This is a genomic window from Bacteroides sp. AM54-2NS (assembly GCF_003602935.1).
GTDB classification, from domain to species: domain Bacteria; phylum Bacteroidota; class Bacteroidia; order Bacteroidales; family Bacteroidaceae; genus Bacteroides; species Bacteroides xylanisolvens.
The window spans coordinates 15,686-34,733 of the sequence record NZ_QTMZ01000029.1; the positions used below are offsets into that span (position 1 = coordinate 15,686).

Annotated in this window: 16 protein-coding genes and 2 pseudogenes; all 18 read left to right on the top strand. The window is 41.9% G+C overall.

The features are described from left to right. Positions 1–5 precede the first annotated feature (5 nt). The 18 genes and pseudogenes from DXA05_RS17060 to DXA05_RS17140 all read left to right on the top strand — a co-directional run bounded on the left by DXA05_RS17060 (position 6) and on the right by DXA05_RS17140 (position 18,978). Entirely contained in the window at positions 6–1,316 is a 1,311-nt protein-coding gene (locus DXA05_RS17060) for a hypothetical protein (RefSeq protein ID WP_007560957.1), read from the top strand. Positions 1,317–1,726: 410 nt separating this feature from the next. Continuing rightward, positions 1,727–1,921: a hypothetical protein gene (locus DXA05_RS17065; protein WP_007560953.1), complete on the top strand. Its 195-nt coding sequence runs from the start codon at positions 1,727–1,729 to the stop codon at positions 1,919–1,921. Between the two features lie 401 nt (positions 1,922–2,322). After that, positions 2,323–3,288 (top strand): family 16 glycosylhydrolase, encoded by a 966-nt coding sequence (locus tag DXA05_RS17070; RefSeq protein ID WP_007560951.1) that lies wholly within the window; start codon positions 2,323–2,325, stop codon positions 3,286–3,288. 46 nt (positions 3,289–3,334) lie between these two features. Beyond that, complete coding sequence (locus tag DXA05_RS17075) at positions 3,335–3,826, top strand: carbohydrate binding domain-containing protein (RefSeq protein WP_007560950.1); 492 nt, start codon at positions 3,335–3,337, stop codon at positions 3,824–3,826. A gap of 237 nt (positions 3,827–4,063) precedes the next feature. Beyond that, positions 4,064–4,576: a hypothetical protein gene (locus DXA05_RS17080; protein WP_007560946.1), complete on the top strand. Its 513-nt coding sequence runs from the start codon at positions 4,064–4,066 to the stop codon at positions 4,574–4,576. Positions 4,577–4,639: 63 nt separating this feature from the next. After that, positions 4,640–6,370 (top strand): fimbrillin family protein, encoded by a 1,731-nt coding sequence (locus DXA05_RS17085; RefSeq protein WP_007560944.1) that lies wholly within the window; start codon positions 4,640–4,642, stop codon positions 6,368–6,370. Between the two features lie 111 nt (positions 6,371–6,481). Then, the gene (locus DXA05_RS17090) at positions 6,482–8,770 is read left to right on the top strand and encodes a DUF2264 domain-containing protein (protein WP_117703539.1); all 2,289 of its coding nucleotides are present in this window, start codon (positions 6,482–6,484) and stop codon (positions 8,768–8,770) included. 20 nt (positions 8,771–8,790) lie between these two features. Next, complete coding sequence (locus DXA05_RS17095; protein WP_128859413.1) at positions 8,791–9,084, top strand: hypothetical protein; 294 nt, start codon at positions 8,791–8,793, stop codon at positions 9,082–9,084. 17 nt (positions 9,085–9,101) lie between these two features. Further along, on the top strand, positions 9,102–10,361 hold the full coding sequence (locus DXA05_RS17100; RefSeq protein ID WP_128859414.1) for a hypothetical protein: 1,260 nt from the start codon (positions 9,102–9,104) through the stop codon (positions 10,359–10,361). A 163-nt stretch (positions 10,362–10,524) separates the two neighbouring features. Next, a complete protein-coding gene (locus tag DXA05_RS17105) occupies positions 10,525–10,953 on the top strand; it encodes a hypothetical protein (RefSeq protein ID WP_117899356.1) in 429 nt (142 codons plus the stop codon). A gap of 62 nt (positions 10,954–11,015) precedes the next feature. Beyond that, positions 11,016–11,189, top strand: a complete 174-nt coding sequence (locus DXA05_RS26545) for a hypothetical protein (RefSeq protein WP_007560936.1) — start codon at positions 11,016–11,018, stop codon at positions 11,187–11,189. 193 nt (positions 11,190–11,382) lie between these two features. Next, entirely contained in the window at positions 11,383–11,766 is a 384-nt protein-coding gene (locus tag DXA05_RS17110; protein ID WP_007560934.1) for an L-rhamnose mutarotase, read from the top strand. 40 nt (positions 11,767–11,806) lie between these two features. Next, complete coding sequence (locus DXA05_RS17115) at positions 11,807–12,739, top strand: aldo/keto reductase (protein WP_007560932.1); 933 nt, start codon at positions 11,807–11,809, stop codon at positions 12,737–12,739. 11 nt (positions 12,740–12,750) lie between these two features. Further along, positions 12,751–13,673, top strand: a pseudogene (locus DXA05_RS17120) (amidohydrolase family protein). After that, complete coding sequence (gene fucP, locus DXA05_RS17125) at positions 13,670–14,923, top strand: L-fucose:H+ symporter permease (protein WP_007560929.1); 1,254 nt, start codon at positions 13,670–13,672, stop codon at positions 14,921–14,923. Before DXA05_RS17120 ends, fucP begins: the two are co-directional and overlap by 4 nt. Before the next feature lie 37 nt (positions 14,924–14,960). Further along, positions 14,961–15,977 (top strand): zinc-binding alcohol dehydrogenase family protein, encoded by a 1,017-nt coding sequence (locus tag DXA05_RS17130; RefSeq protein ID WP_007560927.1) that lies wholly within the window; start codon positions 14,961–14,963, stop codon positions 15,975–15,977. A 29-nt stretch (positions 15,978–16,006) separates the two neighbouring features. Further along, positions 16,007–17,448, top strand: a pseudogene (locus DXA05_RS17135) (tagaturonate reductase). Between the two features lie 42 nt (positions 17,449–17,490). Beyond that, positions 17,491–18,978, top strand: coding sequence for an altronate dehydratase family protein (locus DXA05_RS17140; RefSeq protein WP_007560923.1), 1,488 nt, complete (start codon positions 17,491–17,493; stop codon positions 18,976–18,978). The last annotated feature ends 70 nt before the right edge of the window (positions 18,979–19,048 follow it).

A 19,048-nucleotide genomic window follows, 5' to 3' on the forward strand; every position in this document is an offset into this window, starting at 1 on the left:
TTGTTATGAGGAATTTTATTAGCTTTTATGTACTGATAGTTCTCTGTTTCACAATAATCTCGTGTAAGGATGAAACAGAAATTTCCGACTTTGAAGTGTCTGAAGTGACTTTTGATACAAAGTTACGCGATGTCTTGACCCGGAAAGGATTTAATTTCAGCGAAAACGGAGAGCTGATTTGTGACAATCAAGTTCTCAATACCACTTCTTTGGACTTGAGTAGATGCGAACTTACATCTATTAGCGGTTTGAGGAGTTTTCCTTCGCTCGCAGATGTCAATCTTGAGTGTAACAGTTTTTCTATATTCGACTTTGCTGACCTGCCCGAAGGAATAAAATCGGTAGCTTTACGCGGCAATGACGGCATAACTTCGTATCTCAATCTTATTTCAACCGATGGCACTACGGTGCTTTGTAAAAGTCTTACAAATCTGAAACTTCCTTACTTTGCAAAATGGAATACAGATGTCATACCTGCATTCTATAAAGCCATGACGGACAAATGTCTTGTCGTGATGTCGGACGAGGATGGAAATTACACTGAATATACAGTAAACCGAAGAGTACCGGATCCTTTGCTCCGTTCATATCTTTACAGAAACTTCCCGTCGGTGTTTGTCTCATCGTTGGAGATTGATGTCACGAAGAGGATAACCGAAGGGAACGACCTCATTTTCCTGTCGCAGACAGCTAACCTTGAGGGTGTGGAGTATATATTGTCAAATCCCGGTTTCAGAGGAAAAGTAGACATTTCGGGAGTGAAGTCCAAGCATTATTCCATGTCGTATGTCAAGCCGTCTTCGGGAGTTTCAGTATTTTCAATCTCTAATATTGATACACCTTTGGGAATGGATTTAAGTTCCGCATCATCATTGAAAGTACTTAGGGTGGAGAATAACAGTTCGCTTCAATTGGTAGTTGTTCCTTCTGTTATACTTAATGATGATGTTTCCGAAACTTCAATATTCGACAGTGAAATCCATATATCCGGTTGTTCTTCATTGGAGCGTGTCTCTCTTCAGGGCAGCAAAGGCGGCAATATGATAGGAAAATTGCACTTCGCAGATCTTCCGGCACTCGATTATCTTGATGTGTCAGCGGTGGAAGCTGTAAATACAGTCGTTCTGACTGACGTAAATCCAGGTATTGGCAGTATACTCCTCCCATCTGAGCTTACAGCGTTTCTTGACGGGACAGGACGTTTTTCGCCTACATCACAGATAGCTCTGTGTATAAATCATCCCAAGGTCTCTTCATTTATGGAGTATTGTAAAAATGTTGCAGATATTATTGATGTGAGCTTTTTTTATAAATAGATTTTGTTAACATTGTTTAGCGTGTTTATACCTATTTTTGAAATATGTGTTCTGTGAAGAACACATATTTTTTTCTTCGTTTTTTACTTGTTTTAAATGCGGTCGCATTCTATCTAAAATGCGGGCAAGTTTTACCTTAAACTTGCCCACATTTTATCCGGAACTTGCCCGCATTTTTTTCCTACTGCTTTTTCTTCATTTTATGGCGTGTAAATATATAGGTTCTGTATTCGCCATCGTTTACTGAAAATCTTTGCACCTTGTTTGTAATATATTTATATACAAGATGTTAAGTTTTTTACCCCTTGCCAAGACTTTACTGATTTTTACTGAAAGATACAACCCCGTCCGATACCTCATAATTTTGCATCAGACGAAAGTCAGAAACGTAATCATTAAAATGAAATATTATGAACACAGAATATCTACTGTTAAAATCGGTTAAATTATTTCCCCTGCTGCTGTTCAGTCTGTGCAGTAGTTTCAATGCCTCTTCGCAGACTGTATACAAGTCGGAAATCAATGAATTGAGAGTATCCGGTTATATCAGATCAGGATTTGCAAGAGAAGTAGGTGGTAAAATACCGGAAGGATTATCCGTCTGAACAACATACTTAGCACAGACGAGATAATATGGTTCGGAAAGAGATTCTATGACAGATACGCAATCCACATGCTCGACAGTTAGTGGTTGAATCCGAGGCAGAAAACCATAGATCTCGATATGGAAAACATATTGCCGGAGTCGAGGACTGAGGGTACGGACGTAAAGTGGGGTATATGGCGGTTTGAAAAGTTATTCTTATGTAAATTAGCCGGTAATACGGTATTATTCTTCTGTCGGGTTTTATATATCGTAAAAACACATGGTTTCATGAGTGAAATAATTGTGTTTCAGGGAGTGGTAGAATTTTACCCCACCTTTTACGATGTAAATCCCCCTTAATGCTTTCATGAAACTTATATACTTTTGTCGTGTAACAAAAAATCTAAAACGACAAAGTTTATGAGAAAAACAGTATTGTATTTATCTGCTGCATCTTTATTCCTGTCATCTTATACATTAAAAAATGATAAGGAATATTCTTTGGCTGAAGAGCATATAAAAAATTTGCCTGAGGCTCCTGAGGGTTATAAATGGGTAGTTAACGAAGATTATACTGATGAATTCAATGGTAAACGTCTTAATGCCGCTAAATGGCATGCTAAAAGTCCTTATTGGACTAACGGTCGGCCGCCTGCAACTTTCAAGGCAGAGAATGTTAGTGTCAAGAAAGGTTGTCTTCGTATAATCAATACCGTTTTGTCGCCAACAGAAGGACTTGATGGAAAGCCGGGCGATAAATATCGTCTTGCCGGTGGAGCGGTTGCTTCTGTAAAGAACCAGGCACATTATGGGTATTATGAAACAAGGATGAAGGCTTCGCTCACTACCATGTCGTCTACTTTTTGGCTTTCCAACCGCCCGGTAATGAAGGAAATAATGAAAGGCGGCAAGAAGATAAAGACATGGAGCAGTCAGGAACTTGATATTATAGAAACAATGGGTATAATAAGAAGTGTCAACCCTGATAATCCGTGGAACAAGACATGGAATATGCAGATGAACAGTAATACTCACTATTGGTATCAGGAACAAGGAGGCAAACGTACTGACAATACGGCGAAACGTTCGGATGTGGTTTCGTATATGACAGACCCATCGGCAGAAGATTTCCATACTTACGGTTGTTGGTGGGTGGATGCAAATACCGTGAAATTCTATTATGACGGAAAGTATATGTACACTATCAAGCCTACAACAAAATATACAGATACTCCGTTTGACCGACCTATGTTCATACATATAGTTACTGAAACATACGATTGGGAAAAACAAGTACCTACAGCTGAGGACTTGAAGGATAAGGACAAAAGTACTACTTATTATGACTGGGTCAGGGCTTATAAGTTGGTTCCAATAGAAGAGTGATTTTAATAGATACAACATAATACTTAAATTAAAAACCTTAGAAAAAATGAAAAAAGAAATTTTAGCAATGATGGCTTGCGGAATGATGATGACTTCTGCATACGCTCAGGAAATTAAGAACGGTGATTTTGAGTCAGGTGACTTGACATCATGGAATGTCTGGGAAAAGAAAGATAACAAAATAGTTGATGCGAAAAAGGCACATTCAGGCAACTATGCTGTTGAGGTGAAGGTTGGTATGTGGCAGGCTGTAAACATCAGCTATGAAACTGGAGCAGAATATCAGATTTCAGCTTATACCAAATACAGTTGGGGTGACAAACCTAACTTCAGGATTGAGTACTATAATCCGGATTCAAAGAAACTGGAAGAAATTGCCACTGCTGAGGTCAAGAAAGACCGTAAGAATTACAATCTTACAACAGTTAAATTCAAATTGCAGGAAAATGGTTTTGTATATCGTTTCACAGCTGTTCCGGGTTCAGGTAATGGTGGATGCTTCCTGCTTGATGATGTCAAGATAGAAAAGGTTAAATAACATTGTTTGAGGGTTTAGTTATAAGATTAGGTAATTAGATTTAGTTGTTGATTTATTTATTGTGATTGTAATCTGGCAAATCGGAAAAATATGTTCTAAATAAATAACATATTTTTCTGATTCCGGATTGAAAAAGGTAGATTGATTTGTTTTCATGGTAATAAGGCATATTCAGGGTTTCCTCTTATGCCTTTTGAATATTGAAAATTTTGTTTGGCGCTTAAATAACATTTTATTATGGTTGATATAAAACCACGGATTCTGTCAGTATACAACCTTTTCATACTTCTTTTTATACAGTTTACGGCAATCTCGTGTGATAAGGATGATGATGGCGTAGGTGGAGGTGATGGAACACCGGCTGAGGAGATAAAAATTGAATATGTAGTGTTCAAGGATGGGCAGACTGACAACAAACCTGTCAGTTATATAGAATTACCATATAGTGGCACTGTGGAGTTGGGTATTAATATAACCAAGGATAATCTCCCTTATACCGGTTACAAGTCAATAGTTTGGGGAACTTCTTTCCCTGATGTGTTGATGATTACACCATCGGACGATAAAATGAGATGTACGGTCGTGGCAATCGACGGGGGCAGAGATTCTAATATCGGTGCTTCTGTAGATACGGGTAATGGAATAAAAAGTGCGGTATGCCGAATATCAATACCTCCCGGAATTGTAGATGGCGGTCATGATGATTTTGAAGATGACGGTACTGAATGGAAACCTGATCCTAAAGAATAAGAATATGAATAACAAGTGATGTGATTTTTTATTATTGAAACTGTTTAACAAATAATTTATGTCATGAAAAATACGATGCTATTTTGTGGAGCGGCTTTGATGAGTATTGCAATGCTCCAGTCTTGTACAAAAGACGAACTGTCGAATGTAAATGCAGTCAGTGGTCCTCAGGATATGACTTTTGTTGCCGGTACGCCTTCAAGCCGTAGTTCGTTGCAGAATGGAACAACGGTGTGGTGGACAACAGGAGATGCAATCAATATCTTTTCAGGCCAAGAAAATAACAAGTTTACTACCGCTACAGGTGGTAGCACAGTTACAACGTTTACAGGTAAGGCTACACCTAACAATTCGTATACAGCTCTTTATCCTTATAATGCCGAAGCTGTGTGTCTTGAAGGTGTCGTAACTACTACACTGCCATCTGAACAGACAGCTCCGGCTTGGGGATTCGATGCAAATGCAAATATATCTTATGCTACTGCAACAGATAATAACAAATCTTTAACTTTCCAGAATACTTGTGGATTGGTTAAGTTTAAAAATAATCTTACTGACCTTACAGGTATTAAACTTACTGCTGGTGGTGATGTAAAGATTGCAGGGAACGTAAAAATTGATGCTTCAGCAAACCTGACAGTGGAATCCGGTTCTAATGTTATAACTCTAACCGCTAAAGAGGGAACATTTGTTGGTCCTAATGAACAAAATAAAAATGCCAAGGAATACTCAATGGTTGTAGCTCCGGTGACATTTACCGATGGATTTACTTTGGAACTTACAAGAAATTCTGGTACTAAAACTTATAACTTCAGTGGTGAAAACCTTATAGTTACTAAAGGACAGATTGTAACGATAGTATTGAATGATGATCAAGGAGGCGGTGAACCTCCTGTAGATTTGGAAAAACAAACTACTGTTGCCGTTTCTTCAGCTAAAGAAATTGTTCCTGATCAGACAACAGGTAATGACCGAATTGAACTTACACTCGATAAGGAAGTTTCTGGAACATTCACTGATGCTGTTAACAAAGCATTTACCATAACAGTAGCAGGAAAAACAATTCCTGTTGCTTCCGGTTCTGTGAATGGAACTACTATGACTCTTATTCTTGGTGATAAGATTTATAGTAATGACGCAAATATTAGCGTAAGTTATAACACTGATTATGCTGTTAGTGCTTTGACTGCTAAAAACGAAAACAACGAAGATGCTAATATCAAGATTGAATCTGCCAATGTTGCTTTGACTCATGCAGATGCTTTTGATTTTAACTTCGCTAACATAGATGCAGTTAAGGAATATCTTGCAGAAGGAGTTGCCGAAAAAATTAATGCAAGTGGAGAATTGGAAATTGTTCCAGCAGATAATCAATTCCCAGTTACTAAATCAATGTCATTCCGTGATGGTTGTACTTACAAATTTACTTATACATACGCATCTAACGACTGTGCAACAACATTCAGATTGGGAGCATCTGATAAATATAAATTCTGGATTGGAAGAAATACCGGAAGTGGAACCTATACAAATACATTCACAATCAGTAGTTCTACTTCTGCTGAAACTCCAGCTTCAAGAGCAGATGGTTCACTTGTGTGGCCGGTTCTTGAGAACGTTATTTTAACTGTACAGACTAATGTCCCTGGTGGTACTGATGCTACTGGAACCGCTAAAATCACTTCTTTTAAGATTGAAGAAATTACAGAAAGACCAAGTACAGGAGCAGATGCAAGTTTTGACTCTACAACAGAAGGTTTCAACAACGGAGCAGAATGGACTCCTAACAAATAAATATAATAATACAATTATTCGTGAAATGAGGGAGGAATATATATTCTTCCCCATTTCGTTTTAGAAAATGTAAACAATATCACAAAGATGAACTGTTATAGATACTACTGGATGTTATACATCCTTATAGCCGTTTTACCTTCATTTTCCTTCGCAAAAAAAACTGATGCTCAGCAAGTTAGGGAGATGATTGAACAAGTGAACGATGCCTGGCAGAAAAATCATGCCCCCGAAGCAAGGTCTTTCTGGGATTATGCGGCATATCACACCGGTAATATGGAAGCCTATTTCCTTACTGGGAAAGAAGAATACAGAAAGTATTCGGAGGCATGGGCTGAGTATAACCAGTGGATGGGTGCGAAAAGCAACAACAAATCTGAATGGAAGTATAAATACGGGGTAAAGGATGATTATGTGCTGTTCGGCGATTATCAGGTGTGCTTCCAGACTTATGCGGACTTGTATAACATCATGCCGGAGAATTATAAAATCAAGCGTGCACGCGAAGTCATGGAGTACCAGATGAGCACACCGCGTAAGGATTACTGGTGGTGGAGCGACGGACTTTATATGGTGATGCCGGTAATGACGAAGATGTATAAGATTACGCATAATCACCGGTATCTTAAGAAACTGTATGAATATCTTTGTACGTCGGACTCAATAATGTATGATGAGGAGGAAGGACTCTATTATCGCGACGCAAAATATGTTTATCCCAAGCATAAGAGTCTGAACGGAAAGAAGGATTTCTGGGCAAGAGGCGACGGATGGGTGCTTGCCGCTCTGGCAAAGGTGCTGAAGGACCTGCCGGAGGGTTATGAGCATCTGTCTTTTTTCGAGGATAAGTTTGTGCGTATGGCAAAGGCGGTTGCATGTCTGCAGCAGCCGGAGGGCTACTGGACAAGAAGTATGATGGATCCGGAACATGCTCCGGGACCGGAAACAAGCGGTACCGCTTTCTTCACTTACGGTATGCTTTGGGGGATAAACAACGGTTATCTTGACAAGGATGAATTTATGCCTGTAGTGGAGAAAGCATGGAAATATCTTACCAAGACTGCACTGCAGAAAGACTGGTCGGTGGGTTATGTCCAGCCAATCGGTGAAAAGGCTATTCCGGGACAGGTGGTTGACGCCAAGTCGACTGCCAACTTTGGGGTAGGCGCATTCCTTCTTGCCGCTTGCGAGTATGTGCGTTATCTCGAGGCAAACAACAACGAGACAAGAAAATACTGGACGGATATGGCTTACAGGATGGCTGCTCCTGTGTTGAGCAATATGGCGAAAGGGGAACTACAGAAAAATATGATTCTTGAGGTAAGTCCAAACTGGGATAACCGTAACAAGAAGGTTGCATATATGGAAACTTTCGGACGTCTCATGGCCGGTATAGCTCCATGGTTGAGCCTGCCTGACGATGATACAGCAGAAGGACAGCAGCGCAAGCAACTGAAAGAATGGGCATTGAAGAGTTATGCAAATGCGGTGGACCCTAATAGTCCGGATTATCTGTTGTGGAACGGTCATGGTCAGGCACTGGTTGATGCTGCCTATATTGCGGAAAGTTTCCTGCGCGCGTTCGACCAGCTGTGGAAACCGCTGGACCAGACAACAAAGGAACGCTACATAAAAGAGTTCAAAGGTCTCCGACGCATTGACCCTCCTTACACTAACTGGCTGCTGTTCTCGGCCACCATTGAAAGCTTCCTTGCCAAAATTGATGCCGGACAGGATACATATCGTATAAATTCTACTTTCCGCAAGGTGGAGGAATGGTATGTAGGCGACGGATGGTACGCAGACGGACAGCACTTTGCATTCGATTATTATAGCAGTTATGTGTTCCATCCTATGTATCTCGAATCTATACATGCAATAATGGAATCGGGCGTGAGGACACGTTTCGACTATCGCAAGTACTATGACAGGGCATTGATGAGGGCACAGAGGTTCGCCATGATTCTGGAGCGTTTCATATCTCCTGAAGGAACATTCCCTGTTTTCGGACGCTCTATACCTTACCGTATGGCAACAATGCAGCCACTGGCTCTTATAGCATGGTATAATGAGTTGCCGGCGGGAGTATCGAAAGCACAGGTGAGATGTGCGCTGACAGCGTGTATGAAACGTATGTTCAAGTCGGGCAATAACTTTAATGAGGGCGGATTCCTCACCATAGGATTCTGCGGACATCAGACTGGCATTTCGAATCATTATACAAACAATGGCAGCCTGTATATGACTACACTTGCATTCCTTCCGTTGGGATTGCCTGCCTCTGACCCGTTCTGGACTGATGCCGACCAACCTTGGACTTCTGTTAAGGCATGGGGAGAAATGGAGTTCCCGATAGACCACCGATGGGGGGATACAATCAGGACATGGGATTTATATTAATTTACTAAATATTTGCAACAATGAAATATTCTACTATTATTACTAAAACCATTTGCTTGAGTGTTCCGTTCTTCGCTTTGTCATGTGAAGACCCTCAGGAAGAGTTCTCATATATTCCGCCTGAGGTTATTTACTCACAACCGGGGAATGTGGAGGACTATAATACTCCCGGCGACAATGCAGGCGATAATGACGATGATGATGTGGAACTGCAACTGCCTGTTCCCGGTCCTGCTGAAACCTATCCTAATAGCACCAAGCAGTATCAACCGATAATTGTCGAGTATGCGGAAAAACCTGACAAGCTTTTATAGAGGCAAAGACAAGGATATTGCCATACCTGGTTGGTTATGAACAGCAGACAAAAACACAGGATGAGTATTTGCAAAGCGTGAATAAATATGGCTCATACGCAAAAGGGCAAAAATTCAAGGCTACCGGACGGTTCAGGGTTGAGAAAAACTCAAATGGAAGAAGTTGGATAGTCGACCCCGAAGGTTATCCATATTATGTAAGGGGTATCGCCTCATTCAGAATGGATGGCAACAGCTCAGCTTTCGGCAAGCTTTACAGTTCAGTAGATGACTGGGTGGCAAAGTCGCAGAAACAATTCTCTGAAATAGGATTTCATAGTGTCTGCGCTTTCGGTAAGGAAGAAGGCGACAAGGCTGTAAATGATTATAATAAATCGGCTTCAAGTCCTCTGACACAGGCTCCTTCCTTTTCATTCCTTGCAGAGTTCAAGAATAGCAAGGGAATTAGCTATCCGGGGCAGAACGTGAATCTTAAGATAGGTCTTGTGTTTTATGATGGATGGGATGAATGGTGCAAGGAGTATCTCAATTCGGATGCTTTCGGCATGTTCAGAAACAACCCGGATGTGTTGGGATTCTTCTCGGATAATGAGATAGACTTCTCTACATGGGGAAACAGGCTGCTCGACAGATTCCTGAAAATTTCAAACAAGCAGGATCCTGCTTATATTGCAGCCGCCAAGTTTATGACGGATAAGGACAAGAGTGCAAATGTTTCTGATGTAACGGATGAACTGAACAATGAGTTTGCCGGTATTTGTGCGGAAAAATATTATTCTGCCATAAAGAATGCGGTTAAGGCATCGAAGGACCCTGAATTGCTTTATCTGGGTTCACGCCTGCACAGCCTTCCTAAATACAACAGTTATATAATTAAGGCAGCGGGAAAATATTGTGATGTCATTTCCATAAATTATTATAGTAAATGGTCGCCTGAAAAAGGCTACATGGATGGCTGGAAGAACCAGGCGGGCGGTACTCCTTTCATGGTAACGGAATTCTATACCAAGGGTGAGGATACTAAGCTTGACAACTCAAGTGGAGCCGGTTTCGTGGTACGCGACCAGCAAAACCGTGGATTCGCTTACCAGCATTTTACCTTGGGACTGCTCGAAGCCAAGAATTGTGTAGGATGGGTTTTCTTCAAGTATCTGGATGATGAGGATTGCAATAAAGGTATGCTCGATTATAACTATAAACCTTATACATCATTGACCAAATACATGTCGGATATTAACTGGAATGTTTATAATCTTATAGATTATTTCGACAAATAAATCCATAATAATAATTTAAAACCGATTTTCTACTGCTCTGAGTATGATACATATATTATCATTGGATACCTGTAAGTATAAAAAGCGACTGTTAATTCCAGTATTTATATTTTTGTCAGCAAATGTTCAGGCTCAGCTTCATTTCAGTACTACTCTACAGAACATGATTCTATGGCGTGGCATTGAAGTGGCCGACGGACTGATTCTCTCGTCCGATTTGTCGGTTTCCGACCCATCGGGGAGGTTTACCGTCGGTTTCCTTGGCGGATCGAACACCAGGGGGAGTTATAAGGAGCTGAGCCAGTATATAATATATACTCATGGCAGGTTTCAGATTAAGGCTATAGATACATATAATTTCTCGCCGGGGGCTACATATAATAATAAGGAGTTCTTCAACTATAAGCCTGATGAGACGGGACGTTTTATAGACCTTATGCTCAATTATACGGGCGACAGGAAATTTCCGCTGGAGTTGAGCCTCTCTACACTTGTTTACGGTCGCGACAGGGATCTGGACAACAGCAAGAACATATACTCCAGTTTCGTATATGTGGGCTATACCATCTCATCTATCAGAACGAAAAGCTAAGGGTCGGTCCTGGTATTGGAACAGCTTTCGCATTAAGAAATTCAAGAAATGAAAGTGGGGAAATGGTGAACAGAACCATGTATGCCGAATCGGCAGGAATTACTCAGGTGTCCTTGAATGTAATTTATAAACTTCGGGTAATGAAATATGAAATCCCGTTGACGGTGATGACGTATTGGAATCCGAAATCCAACCAGGGATTTTTCTACACAGGAATGCAGTTCAATCTGTTTTGATTTTTATAGAGTTTGGGGTGACTTTTTATCTCCTTCATGAGGGGTAAAAATGTCGAAAAAGAGGGGGTATAATATCCCCTCTTTCTTTTTTAAAAATCTCCTCTATTGTTTTGATGGATACTTCATACTTTAGCATCATCGAAAATATAAAGAAAGTGAAATGTAATACTAACATAATAATATTAATAATATCATGAAGACAGAAGGATATAAAGTGAAAAGTTATTCTCAGCCAGTGAAAAGATATTGTCAGACTTTGAGTCTGCGTGACAATCCGGAATTGATTGAAGCCTACAGGAAGGCTCACAGTAAGGAAGAGTCATGGCCTGAGATACGTGCCGGAATACGTGAAGTGGGAATTCTGGAAATGGAAATATACATATTGGGGTCTAAACTTTTTATGATAGTGGAAACTCCTCTGAATTTTGACTGGGATAAAGCAATGGCAAAGCTTGCCACTCTGCCTCGTCAGGCCGAATGGGAGGAATATGTGGCAAAATTTCAGCAGTGTGCCGAGGGAGCCACATCGGACGAGAAATGGCAGATGATGGAACGTATGTTCTATCTGTATGAATAATAAATAGAGTAAAAAATTAACCTTTAAATTCTTTTTCAAAATGGAATATCGTGAATTGGGAAAGACAGGACTGAAAGTGCCTGTATTGAGTTATGGTGCATCTTCGTTGGGTGGAGTTTTTCATTCTATTAAAGAAAGTGAGGCTATACAGTCTGTTTTTACAGCAGTAGAACATGGACTGAACTTTATTGATGTTTCTCCATATTACGGACATTATAAGGCAGAAACAGTACTGGGTAAGGCTCTTAAGGAGTTGCCAAGAGAATCGTTCATACTTTCAACCAAGGTGGGACGTTATGGCAAGGATGGTGTTAATACATGGGACTACTCGGGCAAGCGCGCACAGGAAAGTGTATACGAAAGTATGGAACGTCTGAATATAGATCATATTGACCTTATCAATGTTCACGATGTTGAGTTTTCGGATATGAACCAGGTGGTGAACGAAACATTGCCTGCTCTGGTGGAACTGAAGGAGAAAGGCCTGGTGGGTCATGTGGGTATAACCGACCTTCAGCTTGAAAACCTGAAATGGGTTATTGACCATGCAGCTCCGGACACAGTTGAGGCGGTGCTTAATTTCTGTCACTATTCGCTTAACGATGACAAACTTGTTGACTTCCTCGATTATTTCGATGAAAAGGGTGTAGGGGTGATAAACGCTTCACCATTTGGTATGGGACTTCTCACACAGAGAGGTGTTCCTGAATGGCATCCAGCCCCAAAATCACTGATTGAGGCATGTGCAAAGGCTGCGAAGTTTTGTAAGGAACAGGGATATCCTATTGAGAAGCTTGCAGTACAGTTCTCTGTTAGTAACCCAAGAATACCTACAACACTGTTCAGTTCGGCAAAATCAGAATCTGTACTTCAGAATATTAAATACATTGAGGAACCTATCGACTGGAGTCTTGTGGAAAAGGTTAAGGAGATAATAGGTGATCAACAAAGAGTAAGTTGGGCAAATTCATAAATACTGTTGCTATGGATTATACAATAATTGACGCTCACTCACATCTGTGGCTTTATCAGGATACTGAAGTAGATGGCCTGAAAATAAAAACTACAGAGAATGGTCAATCATTGTTTATGGGGGAGGTGAGACAAATGCTTCCTCCCTTTATGATTGACGGAAGAAATACGGCAGAGGTTTTCCTGGCAAATATGAACTATGCCCAGGTTGGAGGAGCTGTTGTTACTCAGGAGTATATCGATGGTATACAGAATGACTATCTACTAGAGGTCATGACAAATTATCCCGACAGGTTTTTTGTGTGCGGTATGTGTGAATTCAGGAAGCAGGGTTACTTTAATCAGACTGTTGAACTTATAGACAAAGGGTTTAAGGCCATAAAGATTCCAGGACACCGTCTGCAGCTAAAGGACGGAAGGGTGATGCTCAATTCGGACGAAATGATGAAGATGTTTCATTTGATGGAAGATAAAGGAGTGATTCTTTCCATAGATATGATAGAGGGAGACCTCAGGTTGGCGAGATGGAAGAAATCATTTCAGAATGTCCGGGTTTGAAAATAGCCATCGGTCATTTCGGCATGGTTACAAAACCGGACTGGAAGAAGCAGATAATGCTTGCCCGCCATAAAAATGTAATGATTGAGTCTGGCGGTATCACATGGCTGTTCAATGACGAGTTCTATCCGTTCAACGGTGCTATAAGGGCTATCAACGAAGCTGCCGACCTTGTCGGTTTCGAGAAACTGATGTGGGGTTCCGACTATCCGCGCACAATTACAGCCATCACCTACAAAATGTCGTACGACTTTGTGATTAAATCAAAAGAATTGGAAGAGAGAAGCAAAAAACTTTTCTTGGGCGAGAACGCGAAAGCCTTTTACGGTTTCAAGAATCTGCCTGAGTTACCTTATATTAAAAACATGTCAGAATGAAAAACAAATATTTTATACCGCTTTTACTGATATTCAGCTTGTTCTTCATGTGGGCTATCAGCAGTAATCTGTTGCCTACAATGATCAGGCAGTTGATGAAAACCTGTGAACTGAATGCTTTCGAGGCCTCGTTCACTGAATCTGCCTATTGGCTGGCCTACTTCCTGTTTCCCATACCGATAGCAATGTTCATGAAACGTTTCAGCTATAAGTCGGGTATAATAGTCGGTCTCATTCTTGCTGCTATCGGAGGTCTGCTTTTCTTCCCTGCAGCTGAGATAAAGGAATACTGGGCATATCTTGTAATCTTCTTTATTATGGCAACGGGAATGTGCTTTCTTGAGACGGCTGCCAATCCGTATGTGACAGCTTTGGGTACACATGACACGGCTTCGCGAAGATTGAATCTTGCACAGTCGTTCAACGGTCTTGGTGCTTTCATCTCCGCAATGTTTCTGAGCAAGCTTATACTTACCGGACAGAACTATACGCGCGAAACGCTGCCTGCCGACTTCCCGGGAGGCTGGGAAGGATTTATCCAGATGGAGACAGACTCCATGAAGATGCCTTATCTGGTTCTTGCCGTGTTACTCATCATTCTTGCAGTAGTGTTTACACTGTGTAAACTTCCAGACATAGATAACGAAGAATCGCACGGAGAGAAGGGCAAGCTTATCAATTTTGCAGTGTTGAAACGCAAGCATCTGAGATGGGGAGTCATCGCACAGTTCTTCTATAACGGAGGGCAGACAGCCATCAACAGCCTGTTCCTGGTTTACTGCTGCATGTATGCAGGTCTGTCGGAGGATGAGGCGACCACATTCTTCGGACTGTATATGCTGGCTTTCCTTGGCGGCAGATGGATAGGTACTATGCTAATGTCGAAATTCAGACCTCAGGATATGCTGCTTACATACGCTATAGTAAATATCATACTGTGTGGAGTAATTATTATGTTCGGTGGTATGACAGGACTTTATGCCATGCTTGCAGTGTCGTTTTTCATGTCAATCATGTATCCTACCCAATTCTCACTTGCTCTACGCGACCTCGGCGAGGACACCAAGAGTGGTTCGGCATTCCTTGTAATGGCTATTATAGGTAATGCATGTATCCCTCAGTTTACCGCATTTGTGATGAATCATAACGCGGATTTCTATCAGGTGGCATATATAATACCTCTGATATGTTTCTTCTTTACAGCATATTATGGCTGGAAAGGTTATAAGATAGAGAAAAAACATCATTAAAATAATACAATAACAAATTTAAATAAATACATAGATTATGAAAGCTGTTCAAATTACTGAAGCCGGAAAGGTTCAAGTAGCTGATATAGTTAAACCAACACTTGGAGTCGGAGAAATTTTACTTCGTATCAAATATGTCGGATTCTGTGGTTCCGACCTTAATACTTACCTTGGAAGAAATCCTATGGTCAAGATGCCTGTTATCCCGGGACATGAAGTGGGTGCTGTGATAGAGGAAATAGGCGAAGGCGTTCCTGTCGGTTTCGAGAAGGGAATGAACGTGACTGTAAATCCATATACCAACTGCGGAAAGTGTGCCTCATGCCGCAACGGACGTGTCAATGCCTGCGAACACAACGAGACTTTGGGCGTTCAGCGTAACGGTTCGATGCAGGAGTTCCTTGTCCTCCCTTGGACAAAGGTTATTCCGGCTGCCGGCCTCTCGGATAAGGAATGTGCATTGATTGAGCCTATGAGCGTAGGTTTCCATGCCGTCTCAAGAGCACAGGTAACTGACATTGATACTGTGGCCGTGATAGGTTGCGGAATGATTGGACTTGGTGCCATAGTAAGGGCATCGCTTCGTGGAGCAAGAGTAATAGCCATGGATATTGATGACGAGAAACTTGAACTGGCAAAACGTCTCGGTGCATCGATGGTTATCAATTCTAAGACAGAAAATGTGGTTGAAAGAGTAAGGGAACTTACTGACGGTTATATGGCTGATGTGGTGATAGAAGCTGTGGGCAGTCCTGTCACATACGTAACTGCCATTGATATTGTTGCTTTCACAGGTCGTGTGGCATGTATAGGCTATGCCAAGAGTGAAGTGGCTTTCCAGACAAAATATTTTGTTCAGAAGGAACTCGACATACGCGGTTCGCGCAATGCAATGCCTGAGGATTTCCGTGCCGTGATACATTATCTTCAGAATGGAAATTGCCCGATGAACGAACTTATCTCTGCCGTAGTGAAACCTGAAGAGGCAGGTGAGGCTCTGCAGAAATGGTCGGAAAATCCAGGTAAGGTATTCAGAATGTTGGTTGAATTTTAATTTTATCAATTTTAATTTTTGACATTACAATGAAAGCTTTAAATAATAAGACTGCAGTAAAGGCAGTACGTCCGGAACGTATCATACAGTTTGGTGAAGGCAATTTCCTTCGTGCGTTCGTTGACTGGATTATCTCGAATATGAATGAAAAGACAGATTTCAACAGCAGTGTTGTTGTGGTGCAACCTATAGATAAAGGTATGGTTGATGCCCTCAATGCTCAGGACTGTCTTTATCATGTCAATCTTCAGGGACTTAACAATGGCGAGGTGGTGAACTCATTCAGAATGATTGATGTCATCAGCCGTGCCTGAATCCATATAGCCAGTATAATGATTTCATGGCACTGGCAGAACAGCCTGAGATGAGATTCGTAATCTCGAACACTACTGAAGCAGGTATCAACTTCGATCCGTCGTGCAAGCTCGAAGATGCTCCTGCAAACTCTTATCCGGGCAAGCTGACACAGTTGCTTTATCACAGATTCAAACATTTCAACGGCGACAAGTCGAAAGGACTTATCATCTTCCCATGCGAGCTTATCTTCCTCAACGGTCACAAACTGAAGGAAACAATCTATCAGTATATTGAATTGTGGAACCTTGGTGAAGAGTTCAAGTCATGGTTTGAAACAGTATGTGGTGTATATGCCACACTGGTGGACCGCATCGTACCGGGATTCCCTCGTAAAGACATAGATAACATAAAAACTAAACTAGACTTTGATGACAATTTAGTTGTACAGGGTGAGGCTTTTCACCTGTGGGTAATCGAAGCACCGGAATCGGTTGCCGAAGAATTTCCTGCAAACAAGGCGGGGCTGAACGTTCTGTTCGTCCCGTCGGAGGAGCCATATCATGAACGCAAGGTGACTCTCCTGAACGGTCCTCACACTGTATTGTCGCCGGTGGCATTCCTTTCGGGCGTCAATATCGTGAGAGATGCTTGCCGGCATGAGGTGATAGGTAAGTTCATCAAACGTGTGATGTTCGACGAGCTGATGGAAACCCTTAACTTACCGAAAGAAGAACTTAAGAAGTTTGCAGATGACGTTCTTGAACGTTTCAACAATCCTTTCGTGGATCATCAGGTGACATCAATCATGCTTAACTCATTCCCTAAGTATGCCACACGCGACCTTCCGGGAGTGAAGGAATATCTGAAACGCAAGGGTGTTCTTCCTGAAGGACTCGTCCTCGGTCTTGCAGCCATCATAGTATACTACAAAGGTGGAAAGCGTGCCGATGGTGTAGAGATAGTTCCTAACGATGCACCGGAAATCATGGCGATGCTTACAAGTTTGTGGAACGATGGCTCGGTAGAAAATCTTGTGAAGACAGTTCTCGCCGATACTTCCATCTGGGGTGAAGACCTTAATACCATCCCGGGACTGGCAGACCGTGTAATTTACTATATCAACAAAATCCAGAGCGAAGAAATGCTTCAGACAGTAAAAGACCTTGTAGATTGATACTTCTACCTGTATTCTTCAATTTATAAATGTTAGTTTGTTATGACTGAATATATCCAGATAAACCCTGCGGACAATGTGGCTGTGGCACTGCACCCATTGTCCAAGGGTACTATAATAGAGGTAAACGGCAATTTTATAGAACTGGCTGAGGATATACCTGCCGGTCATAAGATTGCCTTGAAGGATTTTGCAGAAGGTGATATGGTGATAAAATACGGTTTCCCTATATCGCACACTGTGAAAGAAGTCAGGAAAGGACATCTGCTGAACGAGAAAACTGTTAAGACTAACCTTTCCGGTCTGAGTACATATACTTACACTCCGAAGTTCGAGAAACAGACTTTTTCGAACGAGAACCGTACATTCAAAGGATATTTGCGTGCCAACGGAGAAGCCGGCATACGTAATGAGATATGGATTATCCCTACGGTGGGTTGCGTGAACGGAATAGCAAACCAGTTGGCCGAACAGCTTCGCAAGGAAACAGATTGCGAGGGGGTTGACTCCATTATATCTTTCCCTCATAACTACGGATGCTCGCAGTTGGGTGACGACCATGAGAATACCCGTAAGATATTGCGCGACATGGTCCTTCATCCCAATGCCGGAGCTGTCCTTGTCGTAGGTCTTGGCTGTGAGAACAACCAGCCTGATGCCTTTCGCGAGTTTATAGGTGACTATGATACCCAAAGGATCCGTTTCCTTGTTTCTCAGAAAGTAGATGATGAGATAGAAGAGGGTATGAAACTTCTTCGTGAGATGTATGCCATAGCCAGGGAAGACAAGCGGACTGATGTCCCCCTGTCAAAACTGCGTATAGGACTCAAGTGCGGCGGGTCTGACGGACTGTCCGGTATCACGGCCAATCCGATGCTTGGGGTGTTCTCTGACTATCTTGTTGCCCAGGGTGGGACAACAGTCCTCACGGAGGTACCTGAAATGTTCGGAGCCGAGACACTGCTCATGAACCGTTGCCGTACGCAGGAGATATTCGACGATACAGTGACCATGATAAACGACTTCAAGAACTACTTCATCTGCAATGACCAGCCTATATATGAAAATCCTTCGCCGGGAAACAAGGCGGGAGGTATTTCTACACTTGAGGAGAAATCATTGGGATGTACACAGAAGTCGGGAAGCTCGATGGTGGAGGATGTTCTGAAATATGGCGACCGTGTCACAACACACGGACTTAATCTGTTGAGCGCACCGGGCAACGACCTTGTGGCAAGTACGGCTCTTGCTTCTGCCGGATGCCATATCGTACTGTTCACAACAGGTCGAGGAACACCGTTCGGAACATTCGTTCCAACCGTGAAGGTATCGACCAACACACCGCTGTACGAGCAGAAACATACGTGGATTGATTTCAATGCCGGAACTCTGGTAGAGGGAGAAAGCATGGAATCTTTAAGCAGACGTTTTATAGACTTTGTGGTGGAAGTGGCAAGCGGAAAGCAGGCACTGAACGAAAAGAAGGGATACCGGGAAATAGCTATCCTTAAGCAAGGAGTAACTTTATAAAATGTTTTATTTTTTTAAATGATGAAACTCTCCGTTGATATCTGAAATATAAATGGAGAGTTTTTTTGTT

Bases quoted from the DNA above. Each gene is read 5' to 3' on its own strand.
- DXA05_RS17105 (WP_117899356.1), top strand. From the start codon at position 10,525: ATGATTCTATGGCGTGGCATTGAAGTGGCCGACGGACTGATTCTCTCG.
- DXA05_RS17065 (WP_007560953.1), top strand. From the start codon at position 1,727: ATGAACACAGAATATCTACTGTTAAAATCGGTTAAATTATTTCCCCTG.
- DXA05_RS17095 (WP_128859413.1), top strand. From the start codon at position 8,791: ATGAAATATTCTACTATTATTACTAAAACCATTTGCTTGAGTGTTCCG.
- DXA05_RS17110 (WP_007560934.1), top strand. From the start codon at position 11,383: ATGAAGACAGAAGGATATAAAGTGAAAAGTTATTCTCAGCCAGTGAAA.
- DXA05_RS17140 (WP_007560923.1), top strand. From the start codon at position 17,491: ATGACTGAATATATCCAGATAAACCCTGCGGACAATGTGGCTGTGGCA.
- DXA05_RS17080 (WP_007560946.1), top strand. From the start codon at position 4,064: ATGGTTGATATAAAACCACGGATTCTGTCAGTATACAACCTTTTCATA.
- DXA05_RS17070 (WP_007560951.1), top strand. From the start codon at position 2,323: ATGAGAAAAACAGTATTGTATTTATCTGCTGCATCTTTATTCCTGTCA.
- fucP (WP_007560929.1), top strand. From the start codon at position 13,670: ATGAAAAACAAATATTTTATACCGCTTTTACTGATATTCAGCTTGTTC.
- DXA05_RS17060 (WP_007560957.1), top strand. From the start codon at position 6: ATGAGGAATTTTATTAGCTTTTATGTACTGATAGTTCTCTGTTTCACA.
- DXA05_RS17130 (WP_007560927.1), top strand. From the start codon at position 14,961: ATGAAAGCTGTTCAAATTACTGAAGCCGGAAAGGTTCAAGTAGCTGAT.
- DXA05_RS17115 (WP_007560932.1), top strand. From the start codon at position 11,807: ATGGAATATCGTGAATTGGGAAAGACAGGACTGAAAGTGCCTGTATTG.
- DXA05_RS17090 (WP_117703539.1), top strand. From the start codon at position 6,482: ATGTTATACATCCTTATAGCCGTTTTACCTTCATTTTCCTTCGCAAAA.
- DXA05_RS26545 (WP_007560936.1), top strand. From the start codon at position 11,016: ATGGTGAACAGAACCATGTATGCCGAATCGGCAGGAATTACTCAGGTG.
- DXA05_RS17085 (WP_007560944.1), top strand. From the start codon at position 4,640: ATGAAAAATACGATGCTATTTTGTGGAGCGGCTTTGATGAGTATTGCA.
- DXA05_RS17075 (WP_007560950.1), top strand. From the start codon at position 3,335: ATGAAAAAAGAAATTTTAGCAATGATGGCTTGCGGAATGATGATGACT.